Annotated in this window: 18 protein-coding genes and 1 pseudogene; 17 read left to right on the forward strand and 2 right to left on the reverse strand. The window is 45.2% G+C overall.

Annotated features, from left to right (window positions below; all coding sequences use genetic code 11):
- Nucleotide 1 precedes the first annotated feature (1 nt).
- Nucleotides 2-796: a phospholipid ABC transporter ATP-binding protein MlaF gene (gene mlaF, locus ITG10_RS05770; RefSeq protein ID WP_017632285.1), complete on the reverse strand. Its 795-nt coding sequence runs from the start codon at nucleotides 794-796 to the stop codon at nucleotides 2-4.
- Nucleotides 797-1,061: 265 nt separating this feature from the next.
- Here mlaF and ITG10_RS05775 point away from each other — a divergent pair, with 265 nt between their 5' ends.
- From ITG10_RS05775 to ITG10_RS05835, 13 genes and pseudogenes are all read left to right on the forward strand, one after another.
- Complete coding sequence (locus ITG10_RS05775) at nucleotides 1,062-2,027, forward strand: calcium/sodium antiporter (RefSeq protein WP_017063737.1); 966 nt, start codon at nucleotides 1,062-1,064, stop codon at nucleotides 2,025-2,027.
- A gap of 34 nt (nucleotides 2,028-2,061) precedes the next feature.
- On the forward strand, nucleotides 2,062-3,033 hold the full coding sequence (gene kdsD / locus ITG10_RS05780) for an arabinose-5-phosphate isomerase KdsD (RefSeq protein WP_017632284.1): 972 nt from the start codon (nucleotides 2,062-2,064) through the stop codon (nucleotides 3,031-3,033).
- Complete coding sequence (gene kdsC / locus ITG10_RS05785; protein ID WP_017632283.1) at nucleotides 3,033-3,590, forward strand: 3-deoxy-manno-octulosonate-8-phosphatase KdsC; 558 nt, start codon at nucleotides 3,033-3,035, stop codon at nucleotides 3,588-3,590. Before kdsD ends, kdsC begins: the two co-directional genes overlap by 1 nt.
- On the forward strand, nucleotides 3,587-4,150 hold the full coding sequence (gene lptC, locus ITG10_RS05790; protein ID WP_017632282.1) for an LPS export ABC transporter periplasmic protein LptC: 564 nt from the start codon (nucleotides 3,587-3,589) through the stop codon (nucleotides 4,148-4,150). Before kdsC ends, lptC begins: the two co-directional genes overlap by 4 nt.
- The gene (lptA, locus tag ITG10_RS05795) at nucleotides 4,131-4,625 is read left to right on the forward strand and encodes a lipopolysaccharide transport periplasmic protein LptA (RefSeq protein ID WP_017058914.1); all 495 of its coding nucleotides are present in this window, start codon (nucleotides 4,131-4,133) and stop codon (nucleotides 4,623-4,625) included. Before lptC ends, lptA begins: the two co-directional genes overlap by 20 nt.
- 2 nt (nucleotides 4,626-4,627) lie before the next feature.
- Nucleotides 4,628-5,353, forward strand: a complete 726-nt coding sequence (gene lptB, locus ITG10_RS05800) for an LPS export ABC transporter ATP-binding protein (protein WP_004735304.1) — start codon at nucleotides 4,628-4,630, stop codon at nucleotides 5,351-5,353.
- Nucleotides 5,354-5,407: 54 nt separating this feature from the next.
- Complete coding sequence (locus ITG10_RS05805; protein WP_017632280.1) at nucleotides 5,408-6,868, forward strand: RNA polymerase factor sigma-54; 1,461 nt, start codon at nucleotides 5,408-5,410, stop codon at nucleotides 6,866-6,868.
- Between the two features lie 64 nt (nucleotides 6,869-6,932).
- Nucleotides 6,933-7,220 carry a ribosome hibernation promoting factor gene (gene hpf, locus ITG10_RS05810; RefSeq protein WP_009847742.1) on the forward strand — a complete coding sequence of 96 codons (288 nt, stop codon included), beginning with the start codon at nucleotides 6,933-6,935 and terminating at the stop codon, nucleotides 7,218-7,220.
- A 1-nt stretch (nucleotide 7,221) separates the two neighbouring features.
- The gene (gene ptsN / locus ITG10_RS05815) at nucleotides 7,222-7,683 is read left to right on the forward strand and encodes a PTS IIA-like nitrogen regulatory protein PtsN (protein WP_004738707.1); all 462 of its coding nucleotides are present in this window, start codon (nucleotides 7,222-7,224) and stop codon (nucleotides 7,681-7,683) included.
- Between the two features lies 1 nt (nucleotide 7,684).
- A complete protein-coding gene (gene rapZ / locus ITG10_RS05820; protein ID WP_017632279.1) occupies nucleotides 7,685-8,554 on the forward strand; it encodes an RNase adapter RapZ in 870 nt (289 codons plus the stop codon).
- Between the two features lie 2 nt (nucleotides 8,555-8,556).
- Nucleotides 8,557-8,832, forward strand: coding sequence for an HPr family phosphocarrier protein (locus ITG10_RS05825; protein ID WP_017063734.1), 276 nt, complete (start codon nucleotides 8,557-8,559; stop codon nucleotides 8,830-8,832).
- Between the two features lie 148 nt (nucleotides 8,833-8,980).
- On the forward strand, nucleotides 8,981-10,336 hold the full coding sequence (mgtE, locus tag ITG10_RS05830) for a magnesium transporter (protein ID WP_017632278.1): 1,356 nt from the start codon (nucleotides 8,981-8,983) through the stop codon (nucleotides 10,334-10,336).
- Between the two features lie 169 nt (nucleotides 10,337-10,505).
- Nucleotides 10,506-11,696, forward strand: a pseudogene (locus tag ITG10_RS05835) (ISL3 family transposase).
- Nucleotides 11,697-11,742: 46 nt separating this feature from the next.
- Here the strand turns inward: ITG10_RS05835 and msrA are convergent.
- Nucleotides 11,743-12,372 (reverse strand): peptide-methionine (S)-S-oxide reductase MsrA, encoded by a 630-nt coding sequence (msrA, locus tag ITG10_RS05840; RefSeq protein WP_017633403.1) that lies wholly within the window; start codon nucleotides 12,370-12,372, stop codon nucleotides 11,743-11,745.
- A gap of 194 nt (nucleotides 12,373-12,566) precedes the next feature.
- Here msrA and ITG10_RS05845 point away from each other — a divergent pair, with 194 nt between their 5' ends.
- The 4 genes from ITG10_RS05845 to ITG10_RS05860 all read left to right on the forward strand — a co-directional run bounded on the left by ITG10_RS05845 (nucleotide 12,567) and on the right by ITG10_RS05860 (nucleotide 18,929).
- Nucleotides 12,567-14,279, forward strand: coding sequence for an autotransporter assembly complex family protein (locus tag ITG10_RS05845; RefSeq protein WP_017633402.1), 1,713 nt, complete (start codon nucleotides 12,567-12,569; stop codon nucleotides 14,277-14,279).
- Nucleotides 14,276-18,034 (forward strand): translocation/assembly module TamB domain-containing protein, encoded by a 3,759-nt coding sequence (locus tag ITG10_RS05850; RefSeq protein WP_017633401.1) that lies wholly within the window; start codon nucleotides 14,276-14,278, stop codon nucleotides 18,032-18,034. The genes ITG10_RS05845 and ITG10_RS05850 overlap by 4 nt, the downstream gene beginning before the upstream one ends.
- Nucleotides 18,035-18,134: 100 nt before the next feature.
- On the forward strand, nucleotides 18,135-18,491 hold the full coding sequence (locus ITG10_RS05855; RefSeq protein ID WP_017633400.1) for a gamma-glutamylcyclotransferase: 357 nt from the start codon (nucleotides 18,135-18,137) through the stop codon (nucleotides 18,489-18,491).
- An 81-nt stretch (nucleotides 18,492-18,572) separates the two neighbouring features.
- Entirely contained in the window at nucleotides 18,573-18,929 is a 357-nt protein-coding gene (locus ITG10_RS05860; RefSeq protein WP_017633399.1) for a DUF2799 domain-containing protein, read from the forward strand.
- The last annotated feature ends 36 nt before the right edge of the window (nucleotides 18,930-18,965 follow it).

Here is an 18,965-nt window from a genome sequence, read left to right on the forward strand (position 1 = left end):
ATTAAAACAAATCCTTTTCTAGACTTTGTGCAGGGAATCTAAACGGCACCGGGCCATCAGCTTCACCTTGCAAGAATTGCTGCACTCTCGGGTCGTCATTGTTGTACAACTCCTCAGGCGTTCCCGCAGCAATGATTTTGCTATCAGCCATGAGATAAACCCAATCCGCAATACTCATCACCTCTGGAACATCGTGAGAAACAACAATCGAGGTTAAGCCCAACGCTTGATTGAGGTTACGGATAAGCTCAACCAAAACGCCCATGGTGATAGGATCTTGGCCAACAAACGGTTCATCGTACATGATGAGCTCTGGATCCAAGGCAATCGCACGTGCCAACGCCGCTCTTCTCGCCATACCACCAGACAACTCACTCGGCATTAACTGTGCCGCCCCTCGTAACCCTACCGCCTCAAGCTTAAGTAATACGATGGTACGAATGAATTTTTCATTCAGTTCAGTGTGTTCACGTAATGGAAACGCCACATTATCAAAGACATTGAGATCCGTAAAAAGTGCACCCGACTGGAAAAGCATGCTCATTTTTTTTCGTGCTTGATATAGCTTTCGACGTGATAATGCAGGGATATTGTCGCCATCAAACCAGACTTCGCCTTCATCTGGCGGCAATTGACCACCAATCAAACGCAGTAAGGTCGTTTTACCGATCCCTGACGGCCCCATGATTGCGGTTATCATGCCTTGAGGTACCTCTAAACTTATATCATCAAAGATAACGCGATCACCGCGTGAAAAGCTGAGGTTCTTAACTTTCACAAGCTCAGTGTTCAACATATTCTTGTTGTTTCCTTGCTTTAAAAAACGCCATTTATGGCTGCAATAATAATGAGTCTACTTTAGAATTAAAAGCACTGTTCGATTAATTCATATTAAACAGAAAAGTATGGCAGGGATTTGAAAGCATTGAGAAATTATCCATTCGATTCTATTTCTTTACTACTAACTGGTAATTAATTTGTCGAGTGACTTCCCTTTTAACTAGCAACAAGTCAAAATTAGCGGTTAATTCTCCGTTTTTTATTAATTTTTAGGAATCATCATGCTTGAAGCGATTGCGTTTCTTATTATCGGTCTAGGTTTTTTGGTGTGGAGTGCAGATAAGCTGGTTTACGGTGCCGCTGCTCTTGCTCGAAACTTCGGTATTTCACCACTAGTTATCGGTATGACGATCTTAGCAATGGGGTCTTCGGCTCCTGAAATGATGGTTTCTGCAACTGCAGCCCTTGATGGCAAAACAGATACGGCCGTTGGTAACGTTTTAGGTTCAAACATCGCCAACATCGCACTGATTTTAGGTATTACAGCGCTGATTAAGCCATTATCTATTAGCTCAGGCGTGATTCGTCGTGAACTCCCATTAATGATCGGTGTCACTCTACTAGCCGGCGCCCTATTGTGGGACAACCACCTAGGCTTCTATGAAGGCGTGTTGTTGTTTGTTCTTTTTGCCGCGTTTCTGTTTGCTATGTTGCAAATCAGTCGCAGCGAGAAAAAGAACGGCGATGCTTTCCTTGATGAACAAGAATCAGAGATCCCTGAAGGCGTAAGTAACCCTAAAGCCGCAATGTGGGTGGTGATTGGTCTAATCGTCCTACCTTTAGCTGCTGATATGCTGGTAGATAACGCTGTGATCATCGCGAAATTCTTCGGCATGAGCGACCTTGTGATTGGTTTAACCATCATTGCCGTTGGTACTAGCCTTCCTGAACTTGCAGCATCACTGGCTGGTGTAATGAAGGGTGAAGACGACATGGCCGTGGGTAACATCATCGGTTCAAACGTATTCAACATCCTTGCTGTTATGGGTATCCCGGGCATCTTGAACCCTTCAATCTTGAGCGAGTTTGCAATGGGCCGTGACTTCTGGGTAATGCTAGGTGTTTCACTATTGCTTGTTGTGATGGCATTAGGAAAATCACGCAGTGTGAATCGTATTGAAGGCGGCGTGTTAATCGTGACGTTCGTGGCCTACCAAAGTTACCTACTAATGAACATGTCGGCTTAATTGTTGATTTAACTTCCCGTACTTGGAGTATTTGATGTCTCAGCCATTTGATTATCGCAGTGTTGCCAAACAAGTTTTGGAAACCGAAGTTGCAGGTCTTACTCAATTAGACCAATATTTTAATGATGATTTCTGCAAGGCTTGTGACCTTATCTTGAACAACAAAGGCAAAGTTGTTGTGATGGGTATGGGCAAATCAGGCCACATTGGCAACAAAATTGCGGCAACGCTGGCAAGTACTGGGACATCGGCTTTCTTTGTACACCCAGGCGAAGCAGCGCATGGCGACTTGGGCATGATTGAACCTGGCGATATTGTAATTGCGATATCCAACTCAGGTGAATCGGGAGAGATCCTCAGCCTGTTCCCAGTACTAAAGCGCCTCAACATCAAGATTATCAGCATGACAGGTAAGCCAGCATCGAACATGGCGACCTTATCTGATATCCATTTACAAATTTCAGTACCAGAAGAAGCGTGTCCTCTGGGCTTAGCACCAACGACTAGTACCACTGCTACTTTGGTGATGGGTGATGCATTAGCCGTTGCACTTTTACAAGCGCGAGGCTTCACCGCTCAAGATTTTGCACTGTCTCACCCAGGTGGCGCTTTAGGTCGTCAACTGTTGTTGAAACTCGACGACATCATGCACACCGGTGATGCTCTTCCTGTTGTAGCACCCGACGCATTAGTAAGGGACGCTCTACTAGAGATATCTCAGAAAGGCTTGGGCATGACAGCCATCGTTGGTGAAGATGGTCAAATGGCCGGTATTTTTACCGATGGTGATTTACGTCGTATCTTAGACAAACGCGTTGATATTCATAACACTCAGATCGGCGATGTAATGACACTGAATCCGACGGTAGCAGAACCCAACATGCTTGCGGTTGAAGGCCTAAACTTGATGCAAGCGAAGAGCATCAATGGCCTGATGTTGTGCCAAGAAGGCAAACTGGTTGGAGCGCTAAACATGCATGACTTACTGAAAGCAGGAGTAATGTAATGACACAGACAGTCGAAACTCTCTATGGCACAGTCGATGCTGATGTATTTGCAGTAGCCAAAGAGATCAAACTTCTAATTTGCGATGTAGACGGTGTCTTCTCAGATGGTCGCATCTACATGGGCAACAATGGTGAAGAGCTGAAAACCTTCCACACTCGTGACGGTTACGGCATCAAGTCACTGATGAACGCTGGCATTGAAATCGCGATCATCACTGGTCGTAAATCTCAGATTGTTGAAAATCGAATGACGGCTTTGGGTATCAAACTTATTTATCAAGGCCAAGACGATAAAGTTAAGGCATACCAAGATATTTGCGATAAGCTTTCTGTAAGCCCTGAAAATACAGGTTACATCGGAGACGATCTGATCGACTGGCCTGTAATGGAAAAAGTCGGCTTGAAGGTATGTGTGGCAGATGGTCACCCGCTACTTGCAAAGCGTGCAAACTACGTGACAACCATTAACGGTGGTCATGGTGCGGTACGTGAAGTCTGCGACCTTATTTTACAAGCAAGAAATGAACTCGACGTGCATAAAGGTTTAAGCATATGAGTTTTACTCGTATTATCTATTTAATACTAATATTTATTGCCTCTTGGTCGACCTATTATCTGTACGACAAAGAGCAAACATCGACGATACAAGTGGCTCCAAATTTGGAGCTGCCCGCGTTTAGTGGCAAAAGTCTGAACAACATTAGCTATGACCAATCTGGTATCCGTAGTTATCAAGTTGAATCGACCTATTTAGAACACTACTCAGTGGTTGGCGACACGCACTTTCAAAACCCTGTCCTTTCGGTATTCCGTGAAGGACACACTATTGAATGGCAAGTCACCGCTGATCGCGCGATTATGGATGAGAATCAAGTTGTCACTTTTTATGACAACGTAGTGGCAAAGAACCTGCTGCCAGAAGCGAGCTTCGATACGATGACCACAGATAAAATGGTTGTTGAGCTAACTAGCCGAGATTTTTATTCAGAGACTCCGGTCCATATGATCGGTACATTTTTTGAAACTGAGGGGCAAGCAATGAAGGGTAACTTCGGTACCAACAATGCAACCCTCTTTAATTCTGTTCAAGGTAGATATGAAACTCTTACACCTTAGTTTATTCGCTTTGACCCTTGCGGCGCCTAATGTCTATGCCCTTTCTTCGGATAGCGAGCAACCTGTCTACATTGACTCTGACAGCCAGCAATTGGATATGAAAAGTAACCAAGTGACTTTCCTTGGTGATGTAAACCTTAAGCAAGGTAGCATCAACATCAATGCCGATAAGGTTATTGTTACTCGTAACGCCGTAAATGGTGAGATTGAAGAAATTCAAGGCTTCGGTAAGCCAGCAACCTTCTCTCAGCTTACTGACGACGGGAAAACACTCTACGGTGAAGCTGATGACTTACATTACCAGCTTGTTGCTGACCGATTGATCATGACCAAGAATGCGATGCTATCTCAAGATGGCAGCATCATTCGTGGTTCTAAGATCACTTACCAGATCGGCTCTCAGAAATTAGTCGCTGACAGTGGTGAGAACAAACGTGTGTCAACGGTTTTACAACCAACGGAAGTGAATAAGTAACGATGGCTGTCTTAAAAGCAAAAAACCTAGCGAAAACATACAGCAAGCGTAAGGTAGTAACCGACGTTAGCTTGCAGGTGGAGTCAGGTCAGATTGTTGGCCTGCTTGGACCAAACGGTGCAGGTAAAACCACGTCGTTCTACATGATTGTTGGTCTGGTTGCGCGTGATGAAGGTACCATCAGCATTGATGACCGAGACATCAGTATCTTACCAATGCACAGTCGTTCACGTCTTGGTATCGGTTACCTACCTCAAGAAGCGTCTATCTTCCGTAAGCTATCTGTTGAGAACAATATCATGGCGGTTTTACAAACCCGTGATGAGATGACCAACGAACAGCGTCAAGATAAGCTAGAAGACCTTTTAGAAGAATTCCACATCCAACATATCCGCACCAGTAATGGTATGGCTCTGTCGGGTGGTGAGCGTCGTCGTGTTGAGATTGCCCGCGCACTAGCAGCAAACCCTCAGTTTATCCTGCTGGATGAACCGTTTGCCGGTGTTGACCCGATCTCAGTTATCGATATCAAGAAAATCATTGTTCACCTGCGCGATCGCGGCTTGGGCGTTTTGATTACCGACCACAACGTTCGTGAAACTTTAGACGTGTGTGAAAAAGCTTACATCGTAAGCCAAGGACACCTGATCGCTGAGGGTACTCCTGAAGATGTTCTCAATAACGAACAAGTTAAACAAGTTTATCTAGGCGAACAATTCCGTCTATGATTATATAGAGAGTATCGAGAGTTCTAAGAATAATAACTAGGTAAGTAACACTGAATGAAACCCTCATTACAACTTAAGCTAGGCCAACAGTTAGCAATGACTCCTCAATTGCAGCAAGCGATTCGTTTGTTGCAATTGTCTACTTTAGATTTGCAACAAGAGATCCAAGAAGCACTTGAATCTAACCCACTACTCGATGTCGAAGAAGGCAATGAAGATACGCCAACATCGGAAGAAAAACCTAGCAGTGACGAGAAAGAAACAGTTGAAGCCACAGAGCAAGACTTACCTGATAGCTCAGACTTAATCGAAAAATCAGAGATTGGCAACGAACTCGAAATCGACACAACTTGGGAAGATGTCTACAGCGCAAATACTGGTAATACCGGTATTGCGATTGATGATGACATGCCTGTTTATCAAGGCGAGACCACACAAAGCCTGCACGATTACCTACTTTGGCAACTCGATCTAACACCCTTCACTGATACTGACCGAAGCATTGCTTTCGCGCTCATTGACGCCATCGACGACTATGGCTACCTCACAGTGTCTTGTGAAGACATCCTTGAAAACTTCGATAACGAAGAGATCGAGCTTGATGAGATTGAAGCCGTTCGCAAACGAATTCAGCAATTTGATCCATTAGGCGTTGGTTCAGTGAACCTGCAAGATTGCTTATTACTGCAACTGGCCACCTTCCCACAAGACACACCTTGGCTTGAAGAAGCTAAGTTAGTGCTTACTAGCCATATCGACCAACTCGGTAATCGTGATTATAAACTCGTCATCAAAGAGACCAAACTGAAAGAAGCAGAACTGCGTGAGGTTCTGCAGCTGATTCAACAACTGGACCCACGACCTGGCAGTAAGATTACGCCAGATGAAACCGAATACGTGGTTCCGGATGTTTCTGTATTCAAAGACCTTGGCAAATGGTTAGTGACCATTAACCCTGACAGCGTGCCTAAGCTGAAAGTGAATCAGCAGTACGCCGATCTGGGTAGCAAAGGCAACAGCGCTGACAACCAATACATCCGTTCAAACTTGCAAGAAGCAAAGTGGCTAATCAAAAGCTTAGAAAGCCGAAATGAGACGCTACTCAAAGTTGCGCGATGCATTGTTGAACATCAGCGTGATTTCTTCGAACATGGCGAAGAAGCGATGAAGCCAATGGTGCTTAACGACGTTGCATTAGCCGTTGATATGCATGAATCCACAATCTCTCGTGTGACGACTCAAAAATTCATGCATACGCCTCGTGGCATCTTCGAACTGAAATACTTTTTCTCAAGCCATGTCAGTACTGACAATGGCGGTGAATGTTCATCTACAGCAATTCGCGCGCTCATTAAGAAGCTCGTCGCGGCAGAAAATACCGCGAAACCTCTAAGTGATAGCAAGATTGCTGCTTTACTGGCTGACCAAGGAATTCAGGTAGCTAGACGTACGATAGCGAAATACCGTGAGTCTCTGGGTATTGCCCCATCGAGTCAGCGTAAACGCCTGTTATAAATAATTTAGCCCGCAGTTTCGTTAAGCTATTTATAACTAGGTAACCAACTGAAAAGGAAAGTCTATGCAAATCAATATTCAAGGCCATCACGTTGATCTTACCGATTCAATGCAAGACTATGTTCACACCAAATTCGACAAACTTGAGCGCTTCTTTGATCATATCAATAGCGTTCAGGTTGTTTTAAAAGTTGAGAAAATCAATCAAATCGCAGAAGCTACCCTGCATATAAATCAGGGGGAAATTCATGCGACAGCAACAGATGAAAGCATGTATGCCGCGATTGATTCATTGGTTGATAAACTCGTTCGCCAACTCAACAAGCACAAAGAAAAGCTAAGTAGTCACTAACATGCAATTAAGCGAAGTACTTTCATTGGACTGCACCAAAAGTGCAGTCCAATGCACAAGCAAAAAAAGAGCCCTTGAGCTCATCAGTCAGATCGCAGCAGAAAGCTGTGGTCAAGATTCAACAGAACTGTTTGAGTGCATGTTGAGCCGTGAGAAAATGGGCAGTACAGGTATTGGTAATGGCATTGCTATTCCCCATGCTCGTATGAATGTCAGTGATAAAGCGATTGCTGTATTACTGCAATGCCAAGATCCAATCGAATTTGATGCTATTGATAATCGTCCTGTCGACCTACTATTTGCTCTGCTTGTTCCAAGTGAACAGTGTAAGGAGCATCTAAAAACCCTTTCATGTATGGCAGAACGACTTAACGACAAGCAGACTCTTAAACAGTTGCGTAATGCTCAAAGCGATCAAGAGCTTTACGACATCATGATTCAAGTGCCAACTTGCGAGCAATAACATGCGATTAATCGTGGTGAGTGGCCAATCTGGGGCCGGTAAAAGTGTTGCACTACGAGTCCTTGAAGACTTGGGGTATTACTGTGTTGATAACCTACCCGTAAACCTGCTCAACGACTTCGTCGAATCGGTACGAGAGATCAATCAAAACGTAGCCGTGAGCATTGATATTCGTAACCTACCGAAAGAGCCTCAGTTAGTCACAGACACGCTAGAGCAACTTGAAGCTGCCACTGATATTGACGTGAACGTCTTGTTCCTCGATGCAAGCAAGCAGACGTTACTCAAGCGCTACAGCGAAACACGCAGAATCCACCCTCTATCAATCGGCCAAGAAAAGCTATCTCTTGAGCAAGCGATTGATTTAGAAAAGAGACTCCTGACACCTCTTGCTGAACAAGCCAGCATTGTGATTGACAGTAGTGACTGCAACCTCTACGAATTGAGTGAAAAGGTTCGCTTTAAAGTTGAAGGTAAAGAGAAGCAAGAGCTAATCATTGTCTTTCAATCATTCGGTTTTAAATATGGCCTACCAAGTGACGCTGACTATGTGTTTGATGTTCGCTTCTTGCCTAACCCTCATTGGGAACCAGATTTACGACCATTAACGGGCCTCGATGCCCCGATTCACTCTTTCCTAGAAAAACACCCAGAAGTAATTGAACTCAAGCAACAGATCCAAGGCTTTGTTGAGCAGTGGCTACCAATGTTAGAAAAGAATAATCGCAGCTACTTAACTGTCGCGATTGGTTGTACTGGCGGTAAGCATCGCTCGGTTTATCTAACTCAGAAAATTGGTGAGTACTTCGAACAACTTGGTCATCAAGTTCAAATCAGACACGCCTCCCTAGAGAAGCACCAACAGGGCTAACCATGGAATTAACTCGAACTGTACTGATCCAAAACCGCTTGGGTCTTCACGCTAGAGCAGCAGTAAAGTTGGTTGAGCTTGCACAAAGCTTTGATGCGACCATCACTATCCATAGCGAAGAAGATAAAAGCGCGACAGCAGACAGCGTGATGGGCCTGCTGATGCTGGAATCAGCACAAGGGCAACACATTACCATTCAAGCTGCTGGCACCGATTCACAGCAAGCTCTAGATGCTGTCTGTCATCTAATTGAAGACAAATTTGATGAAGGTGAGTAGCGAAAGCGCTTCATTTGCAACACCCAAAACTCAAACAGCGAACCAACCAATATTAAATCTTAGTTCTACCTAAGTTTATGATTTAAATAAGCCCCAGAATTAAGTTACTATTCCAAGCATTGTTAGAATAATGAGATAGGAGGAAAATATGGCAGAGCAATTAGAATTCGACCAAGCTCACCAAACCCTCCAAGAAGTCAGCGAAGCCCTAGAAAACGGCCGATTTGTTCACGTACGCCGACAACTTCAGGACATGGAACCTGAGGATATTGCACACCTTTTAGAAGCCTCCCCTCGCAAAAGTCGTGACGTACTCTGGCAACTCACCGATCCAGAAGACTACGGTGAAATTCTTGATGAACTAAACGAAGACGTCAAAGATGCTCTTGTGTCGAAAATGGCACCCGAGACCTTGGCAGAAGCAACAGAAGGCATGGAAACCGATGACGTCGCGTACGTACTTCGAAGCCTACCCGACGATGTTTCTCGTGAAGTCCTTTCTCAAATGGACTCCGTGGATCGTGCTCTAGTTGAAACCGCCCTATCGTACCCTGAAGATTCAGCGGGTGCGATCATGAATACCGACGTAATCACGATTCGTGGTGATGTCGATGTCGATGTTGTATTACGCTATATGCGAATGCGTGGCGAACTGCCCGATGCAACCGATGCGCTGTATGTTATCGATGAAGAAGAACGTCTTATCGGTAACCTATCGCTTACTACGCTAGTCACAACTCAGCCTGATGTTCCAGTATCAGAAGTGATGGATGATGCCGACGAAGCGATCGCGGTTGAAACCAGTGCTTCAGATATCGCGAGCCTATTTGAACGTCGTAACTGGGTTTCTGCACCTGTCGTCGATAGTAACCAGCACCTTGTGGGTCGTATCACCATCGATGACGTGGTTGATGTTATCCGTGAAGATGCCGAGCACTCAATGATGAGTATGGCGGGTATGGACGATGACGAAGATACCTTCGCTCCGGTCGTAAAATCCGCTCGTCGTCGTAGTGTCTGGCTTGGTGCTAACGTACTCGCGGCACTGGCGGCAGCATCTGTATCAAACATGTTTGAAGCAACGCTCGACCAAATGGCTGCGATTGCAGTTCTGATGACTATCGTGCCTTCTATGGGTGGGGTTGCTGGTAACCAAACCGTTGCACTGGTGATTCGTGGTTTAGCTCTCGGTCATATCGGTGACAGTAACAAACGCGAACTACTACTCAAAGAAGCAGCGATCGGCTTCCTCAACGGCGTTCTATGGGCCGTTATCATTGGTGGTATCGTGGTAGCTTGGAAAGGTAACTGGATACTGGGCGGCATCATCTCAGCAGCGATGATGACCAACTTGATTGTCGCTGGTATCGCTGGTGTAACCATCCCTGTGATGCTGAAGAAGATGAATATCGACCCGGCATTGGCAGGTGGTATGGCACTCACAACCGTTACTGATGTTATTGGCCTATCGGTGTTCTTAGGCTTAGCGACCATACTGATCTAGTTAGCAGAAGTAGCTAGCCAATCTTTGGCGAAATATAGAAAACAAAAAGGGAGCCATCGCTTCCTTTTTTAAGGTTCATCGCGGATTAGCGGGAACTAAAAACAAAAAAACGGTAGTAAGTGATATGGTTTAGTCGCCAAACAAAAATCATACACAAACTACCGTTTTCATGCCGAATCATACTTTCCTATCTTCATTCTGGGAAGGCTTTAAAATAGTAAAGTCTCACCAGACAGCATCACTTGTTACACTAACTCTTAAACCTAATTCTGAGGCTAAATGCCTTTGCGGTCTTGAAGCTGAGGCTATCCATGAGTATCAATGGCGTCATGTGAAAGAGGCCATGTTGTTCAATGTTCCTGTTGAGCTTTCCGTTCAAACTCGAAGGATCAAGTGTCGTGACTGCGGCATAAAAACAGAGTTTCTATCTTGGTTAGAGCCTTATGCTCGTATAACGACGCGTCTAAAAGCTATATAGAACAACTACTGCCTCTTCTTCCCATTAAGCATATCTCCCAGTTAACGAGCGTTCATTGGCACACCATTAAAGAGATAGATAAACGTCGACTTCGCCAAGTGGTACCGTCAGTGAAATGGGAAGGGCTAAGGCAACTCGTCATGGACGAGTTCGCCATCTTTAAAGGGCACCGATATGCCACAGTCATCGCTGATGCTAAGACTCACCAAGTCATTTGATAGGGTTAGGTCGTAGCCGCAAGGACATACGACCGTTTTTCGAGCAGTTAGGCAAGCATGGTAACAATATCGAAGCGGTCGCAATGGACATGAATACGGCTTTTGACCTTGAAGTTCAAGCGCACTGCCCGAATGCAAAAATCGTTTACGACTTATTCCATGTTGTTGCTAGTTTCGGTCGTGAGGTGATGGATAGAGTCAGAGTCGACCAAGCTAACAAACTCAAGCAGGATAAAAAGCGAGGCAATGGGTGAAGCGCTCACGCTGGGTACTGCTGAAAAACAGAGGTAATTTAAATGCACGACAAGATAGCTATCTTACTGAAATATTGAATATCAATAAGGACTTGATGGCCACTTATATACTCGGCTCACAACTCAAAGAGCTTTGGTACTGTAAATCAGAAGCACATGCTAAGGGGCTCTGGGAGGTATGGTGGGCACAAGTGCAAGAGAGTGGAATTAAGCCATTGAAAGAGTTTGCACGAAAACTGAGGCCTTATCTTCACGGTATTATTGCATCGGCAACTTATCCGCTCAACACCTGCACATTGGAAGGGATAAACAACAAAATAAAGTTAATCAAGCGAATGGGGTATGGATATCGAGATACAGACTACTTCTTCTTGAAGATAAAAGCGGCTTTCCCCGGAAAGCCGCGATGAACCTTTTTTAATGGATATCGTTTGAGATAGGGTGCCTAACTGCCCTCTATTGTGGTGGGAAGCAAACCCCTGTTCCACCTAGTCCGCAGTAACCGTTAGGGTTTTTAGCTAAGTATTGCTGGTGGTAGGTTTCAGCAAAAAAATATTTTCCCGCAGGTAGAACTTCCGTTGTGATCTCGTTGCCTAAAGATTCAGTCATTGCTCTTTGATACTCTTGTTTAGAGTGCTCGGCAATAGACTGTTGCTCTTCGCTGAAAGTGTAGATAGCGGAGCGGTACTGAGTTCCTAAGTCGTTGCCTTGGCGCATGCCTTGAGTCGGGTCATGACGCTCCCAGAAAGTCTCTAGTATTCGAGCTAAAGAGGTTTGTTCACTATCGAAAATGACACGAACGACTTCAGTGTGTCCCGTTTGCCCAGTACACACTTGCTCATAAGTTGGGTTGACTGTATATCCACCTGCGTAGCCAACGGATGTTGAAATCACGCCATCTAATTGCCAAAACAAACGCTCAGCTCCCCAGAAGCACCCCATACCAAGCAGGACTTCTTGTTGGGAACCTGTAGGAGCATCGAGTAAGTCAGTTTGATTGACGAAGTGGCGCTCAGTAATTCGGATTGGGTCAGCATTTCCCGGTAATGCGGTTGCTGCAGAAACCAGTTGTTGTTTGTTTAGCATGTTATATTCCTTTTCGCATACGTTTACCGCGTTGGCTTTATGAACTGTAGGCTCATATTAACTGTTGGTTTATATTGATTAAGTCTTTAAATTAGACCGCGTTATTACCAGATTTATTACAGACTCAATGCCTTTTTAGCGGTATTATTTCTTTTCACTTATTAACGTATTGATAACTTCTTCACCAATTAAACATGATAAGAAAAACTTTACCAGTTCTGATTGGCACTCTACTGTCATCGACGCTCGCTTTCGCTGACGTTTCCCTTGAGATTAAAGGGCTAGATGGAGCGCTTGAGGATAATGTTGATGCTTATCTGAGTGCAGTCCCTGAAGAAGAGTATGCAGTTTCGCTAAGGTTCCAATCTCGCGTGGAATCTATGATAAAAGAAGCGTTGAATGCGTTAGGCTACTACCAACCGACGATCACTTTCACTCACTCTGAAGACGACACCGAATTGACCGTTACGGTTGATAAGGGTGAGCCTGTTCTTATTTACACTTCAGATATTGTGCTGAGTGGTGAAGCCGAAGACGATCCCGACTTTCTGGCGTTGATCGCTAAGAGCAACTTGTCTAAAGGTTCAATCCTGAATCACGGTAACTATGACTCCTTAAAATCGTCGATACGTAACCTTGGATTAGCGAAAGGCTATTTTGATGGCTCGTATGAGGTCAGCAAACTCGAAGTTGCCCCTGAATTAAACCGTGCTTATGTGCGCCTTCATTATAACAGTGGTATCCGCTATCACTTTGGCACTACACAGGTGACGGGCAGCCAAATCGAAGACGATAGAGTGCAATCGCTTAAACCTTTTGAAGATGGCGAACCTTACTCCATCACCAAAGTCGGTGAGTATAACCAAAACCTGTCTAATACGGATTGGTTCTCTTCGGTGTTTGTTGAACCTGACTTAAGCCAGTTGGGTGAAGGCCGTGAAATTCCGATGAAGGTGAGCCTGGCTCCGCAAGCGCGTAACCAAATCGAAACGGGTATCGGTGTATCAACCGACCTTGGTGTAAAAGGTACCCTCAAATGGAAGAAACCTTGGGTTAATGCTCAAGGTCATAGCTTCAATAGCAGCTTATCGATCTCCAAACCAGAACAGACGATTACCGCAGCCTACAAAATCCCGTTGGACGACGTGCTTAATGACTATTATCAAATTAAGTACGGAATGAAGAATCTAGACAACCGTGATACCAAAAGTTTGGAGTCGAACTTAGCCTTAGAAAGATATTGGCGTTTGGATAATGGCTGGCAACGTACTGTGTTCATTCGATACTTGGTCGAGAACTATGAGCAAGGTTTGCAAGATGACTTGGCGCAATTCGTATTGCCGGGTATCTCTTTCTCACGAACTCGAACTCGTGGTGGCTCAATGCCAATGTGGGGTGACAAACAAACCATCATGCTTGAAGCGGGTGATGATACCTTGTTGTCTGAAACCAAGGTGGTGCGTTTTCAAGGACAAACGGCCTGGATTCGAAGCATTGGTAACAATCATCGTGGCTTAACTCGACTTCAGTTCGGCGGTAACTTTGCCGATGAGTTTGAGAAGCTGTCACCCTCTCTGAGGTTCTTTGCCGGTGGTGATAACAGTATTCGTGGTTATGGTTATGAATCCATATCTCCCCGAGATGAAAGTGACGCATTAACAGGTGCAAAATTCCTTGCTACCAGCTCATTTGAATACCAATACCGCTTAGTTGGAAATTGGTGGGGCGCTGCTTTCTACGATATTGGTGATGCATTTAATGATAAGCCAGAATGGAAACGCGGTACTGGCGTCGGGGTTCGCTGGGCATCGCCTGTCGGTCCTGTGAGTTTAGATTTTGCTTGGGGTCTAGATGCGAAGAAAGGCGATGAGTTCCAACTGCACTTTAGTTTAGGGCCAGAATTATGATCAAAGTGATGGGCAAATGCATTAAGTGGACGTCGATTTCATTGACGTCTATTTTGCTGTTGTTGATAGCCCTGCTCGGTTTTGTGTTGTTTACTAACCCGGGGTTGAACACAGTGCTATGGGGCGCTGAAAAAGCATTGCCACAACTTAAAGTGGAGAGCACTAAAGGGGCTCTGTTCCCAAGCTTTACGCTTAATAACGTTCAGTTTAAAGATGATAGCCTACATATCGATACCAAGGTTCAAAAGCTGAACTTGGCTATTAATCCTCGCTGTTTACTCGACCCTAAGTTGTGTGTCGACCGCTTAGCGATTCAAGGTTTGGACTTCGCATTTACGGAATTACCTCCAGCCTCTGAAGAAGAAACTGAACCGACTCCGCCAGTGACATCGGTGAAAACGCCGCTACCAATCGTGATCAATCGCATCGCTTTGTCTGATATCAAACTGAATATTCTAGGGCATGAAATCGAGTGGGGTTTGTTTTCAACGGCGTTGAGTATGCAGGGTGAGAAGCTGACGGTATCGCCAACCTTATTCAATGATCTGAAAGTTAAACTCGCAGAATCAACTGAAGAGCCAAAACCAGAAGTAGTTGAACCAGAGCCTGCGGTGAAAACAGCAATTGAGCTGCCTGAGGTCTGGATTCCGTTACAGGTTGTGCTAGAGCGTTTTGACCTCAACCGTTTCACCTTAGAACAAGAAACTCCGATTGTGGTGAACCACCTTGGGCTTGAAGCTCGAGCGGGCAAAAATACGGTCGAAGTTTCCACTCTTGAACTCGATATGCCACAAGCAAGCGCGAACCTTGCGGCTAAAGTTGAGCTTAAAGACGGCTACCCGCTAGATCTTTCTTTAGATGCATTAGTGAAAGAAACCGATCTTGCGGGTCAAAAGTTATCACTGAAAGCACAAGGCAGTGTGGCTAAGCTACAGCTCGACTCGCAGTTTTCTGAATTGATTGAGGCAAAACTGTCTGGGGACATTCAACCTTTAGAGCCGACTCTGCCATTTGACCTTCTTTTAGAAGATGGCCAAGCGCAATGGCCCCTAACAGGTAAAAGTGATTACCAAGCTGAAATTGAGCGCTTTAAGGCTGATGGCTCATTAGATGGTTTCAATGTACAGCTGAAAGGTGAAGCAGATGGTAAGGAGATACCTGCCTTAACCATCGACCTAGAAGGCAAGGGCACCACAGAACAGATTGAACTCGAACGCTTAAAACTGAACACGCTGGGTGGTGAACTCAATGGTGTGGTGAAAGCGAACTGGAAGAAGCTCGTTAACTGGCAAGCCGATGTGACGCTGAAGGATATTCAGCCGGGCCTGCAATGGCCAGATGCTGAAGGTAACATTAGCGGAAGCATCGTTACTTCGGGTGAGTTGACCGAAGCAGGCGGTTGGGCGATTGAGCTGCCTAAGTTGGATATTGAAGGGATCTTGCGAGAATACCCTCTGGATATCGAAGGCCAGTTGTCAGCGTCAGATCTCAGCGCGAGCGGTGAACCTAAATTGAAAACCAGCGGTTTGAGCTTGGCTCACGGGGTGAACTCGATTAAGGCGCAGGGTGAGCTTGATAAACAATGGGATATGGGAGTTGATATCTTCTTCCCTGAGCTCGCAAAAAGTGTTCCTGAGTTGAAAGGCAGAGTGATTGGTAACATCCAACTTAGCGGCCCAACGAACGAGCCTGAAGTCGACCTTGCTTTAAATGTCGATAAGATTGATTGGAATAGCGAGGCAACGCTTGAGTCGTTATCGCTTAATGGCTCTGTAGTTCCACTGCCATTACCCGAAGCTCAAGCCGACCTTGTATTGAAAGCGAAGAACCTAACCTACCAAGATCAAAGTGTTGAAAGCATTGATTTAACGGTGAATGGCGGTGAGAAGAAGCATACCGTAACACTTGATGTGATATCCGACATCGTGTCGACAAGTTTGGCAATTTCTGGTCAGCTAATTCAGAAACCTTCTCTGATTTGGGATGGCTCGTTAGACAGAGTCAAAATCACCACTCAGCAGGGACCTTGGGTATTAGACCAACCTGTTGCGATTAAGGCGGATGTCGATAAGCAGTATGCCGACGTTCAAGCACACTGTTGGAAGCAGTCGGGTTCGAGCGTGTGTCTGGATGAAGATATCCGAGCCGGGAAATCGGGTGAGGCTAAGCTCGCGATTAACCAATTCGACTTCGAACAAGTTAAAGCGTTTGTACCTAAAGAGACGCAATTGCAGGGCTTAGTGAATGCGACCGCTCATGCCAAATGGTCGGAACAAGGTGAACCTGAGGTGACGGTAAGTGTCGATATGCCTAAAGGTCAGGTTGTTCAACAAGTTGGCGAGCCAATTACACTCGGTTGGGAAAGTGTTGCATTGAATGCACAGCTAAAAGACAACCAACTGAACGCCGACTTTAAACTCGATGTTGCCGACAACGGTGACTTGTCTGGCACTGTGTCGTTACCTGACATTCTCGCAGAAGACAAAATGGTCGATGCCGCAATAAAGCTGACAACTTTCCATTTGGACTTTTTACAGCCAATCCTTGGCGAATATAGCCTGTTGAAGGCCGATCTTGAAAGTAACCTACAGGTAAAAGGTTCTTTGATGCATCCTCAAGTCTTTGGTCAGTTCTCTGTTGATGGCATTCAAGTTAAAGGTGATGTCACGCCTGTTGATGTTAAAGACGGCCGTATTGATCTCGATTTTGATGGTTACAGCGCGAAGCTGGATGCCAATGTAGAAACGCCTGATGGTCATCTTGATATTGAAGGCTCTGGGGATTGGCAGGACCTTCAAGCATGGCACTCGAACGTGAGAGTATTTGCTGATGAGTTGATGGTTGATATACCGCCGATGGTCAAGGTTAAGGTGGTTCCTGATATGACCATTGATGTTACGCCTGAGCTTGCAAAAATCACTGGTGATATTGCATTGCCGTGGGGACGTATCGTTGTCGAAGATTTACCACCGTCAGCGGTCGGCGTCTCTTCTGATCAAGTTATCTTGAATAAAGATCTTGAGCCAGAGAATGAAGATACGATTCCATTCAATGTGATGACCAATATTAATATTTCCATTGGCGATGACTTTAAACTGTCAGCCTTCGGCCTTGAAGGTGAGCTGGTGGGTAAGCTTAATGTCGCTCAAAAAGACCAAGGTCCATTTATCACCGGTGAGGTAAACATCGTCGATGGTACTTACCAATCATTCGGACAAGACCTGTTGATCGAAGAAGGTAAAATTCTAATGAATGGTCCTCCGGATCAGCCATACGTAGCGATTAATGCGATACGTAACCCTGACAACACTCAGGATGACGTGACAGCAGGTATTCGAGTGACTGGCCCAGCGACAGAGCCGACGATTGAGATTTATTCTGACCCTGCAATGCCGCAAGCCAACGCGCTGTCTTATATCTTGCGTGGCCAAGATATTGATGGCGAGTCGAACGGTTCGATGACGACGACCTTAATTGGTTTGAGCTTAGCGAAGAGTGGTAAGGTTGTTGGCGAAATCGGTGAAGCATTTGGTGTACAAGATCTACAACTGGACACCGCAGGCTCTGGCGATGACTCACAAGTAACGGTAAGTGGTTATATTCTGCCAGGCTTACAGGTGAAATATGGTGTGGGTATCTTCAACTCGTTGGGTGAGTTTACTGTTCGTTACCGATTGATGCAGGATCTCTACGTTGAAGCTGTTTCTGGCTTAGACAGTGCGGTAGACCTCCTCTATCAGTTTGAGTTCGAGTAGAACAGTTTGATTCCGAATAGAGCGGTTTAGGTCGAGAGTGTTTAGCCATTCATTGAATAGCAGAGACGAATAGCAGAGATGAATGGCTTATGGAGGGTTTATGCAGCATCTTGTGTTCGTCTATGGCACCTTGAGACAAGGTCAATCCAATCACCACTATTTGCAGAATGGTGAGTTGTTGGGACGCTTCGATACACCTGAGTCGTTTGCCCTTTTTGATTTAGGTGCTTATCCGGCGATGATTTCTGGAAAGAAAAGTGTCGCTGGCGAGGTCTATATCATTAACGACGAAATTTTGGAGTCGCTCGATCGGCTAGAAGATGTACCTGTTGAGTATCGTCGCGAGCAAATAGAGACTATATTTGGATTAGCATGGGTATATTTGTATCAGCTTGATCTAACAGCTAATAAAGAAATACTTTCGGGTAACTGGTGTAAGCGGAGCAACCCGCTATAGTGAATGAACTACTGGAAGCATTCTGACGTAATAGCTAAAAGTCTCAATGTACAGGCTAGTCTTTTCCATCAGGAGGAAATTATGAAATATCTATTATTGGTGCTATCAGTAATGTTATTTGGTTGTGCGCAAACTCCGCCACCAACGTCAATGAACACAACCGATTGGCAGAGCTTTGGCGAAGAAATGGCGCTAAAAGGAAAAACCAAACAGACTGAAGCAAGTTTGGCTGAAGCCGCGTCTTCACCATCAATTGATGCAGACTTATATGCCGCTTATGGCCAAGGTTATGAAGTGGGTAAAACTCAATATTGTTCTCAAAACCCGAGAGCGCTAGGTCGCCGTGGTGAGACTTACCTTGGGATTTGTGACGATGTCGATAAATGGTTCCGCTTCAACTATGAAAGAGGCGCAGAATCGAAGTTTGATATTCGATAATCGAACGAACAGTTAATTGAATAATAAAAGCCAGCA

Source organism: Vibrio sp. ED004 (genome assembly GCF_023206395.1).
GTDB lineage: Bacteria > Pseudomonadota > Gammaproteobacteria > Enterobacterales > Vibrionaceae > Vibrio.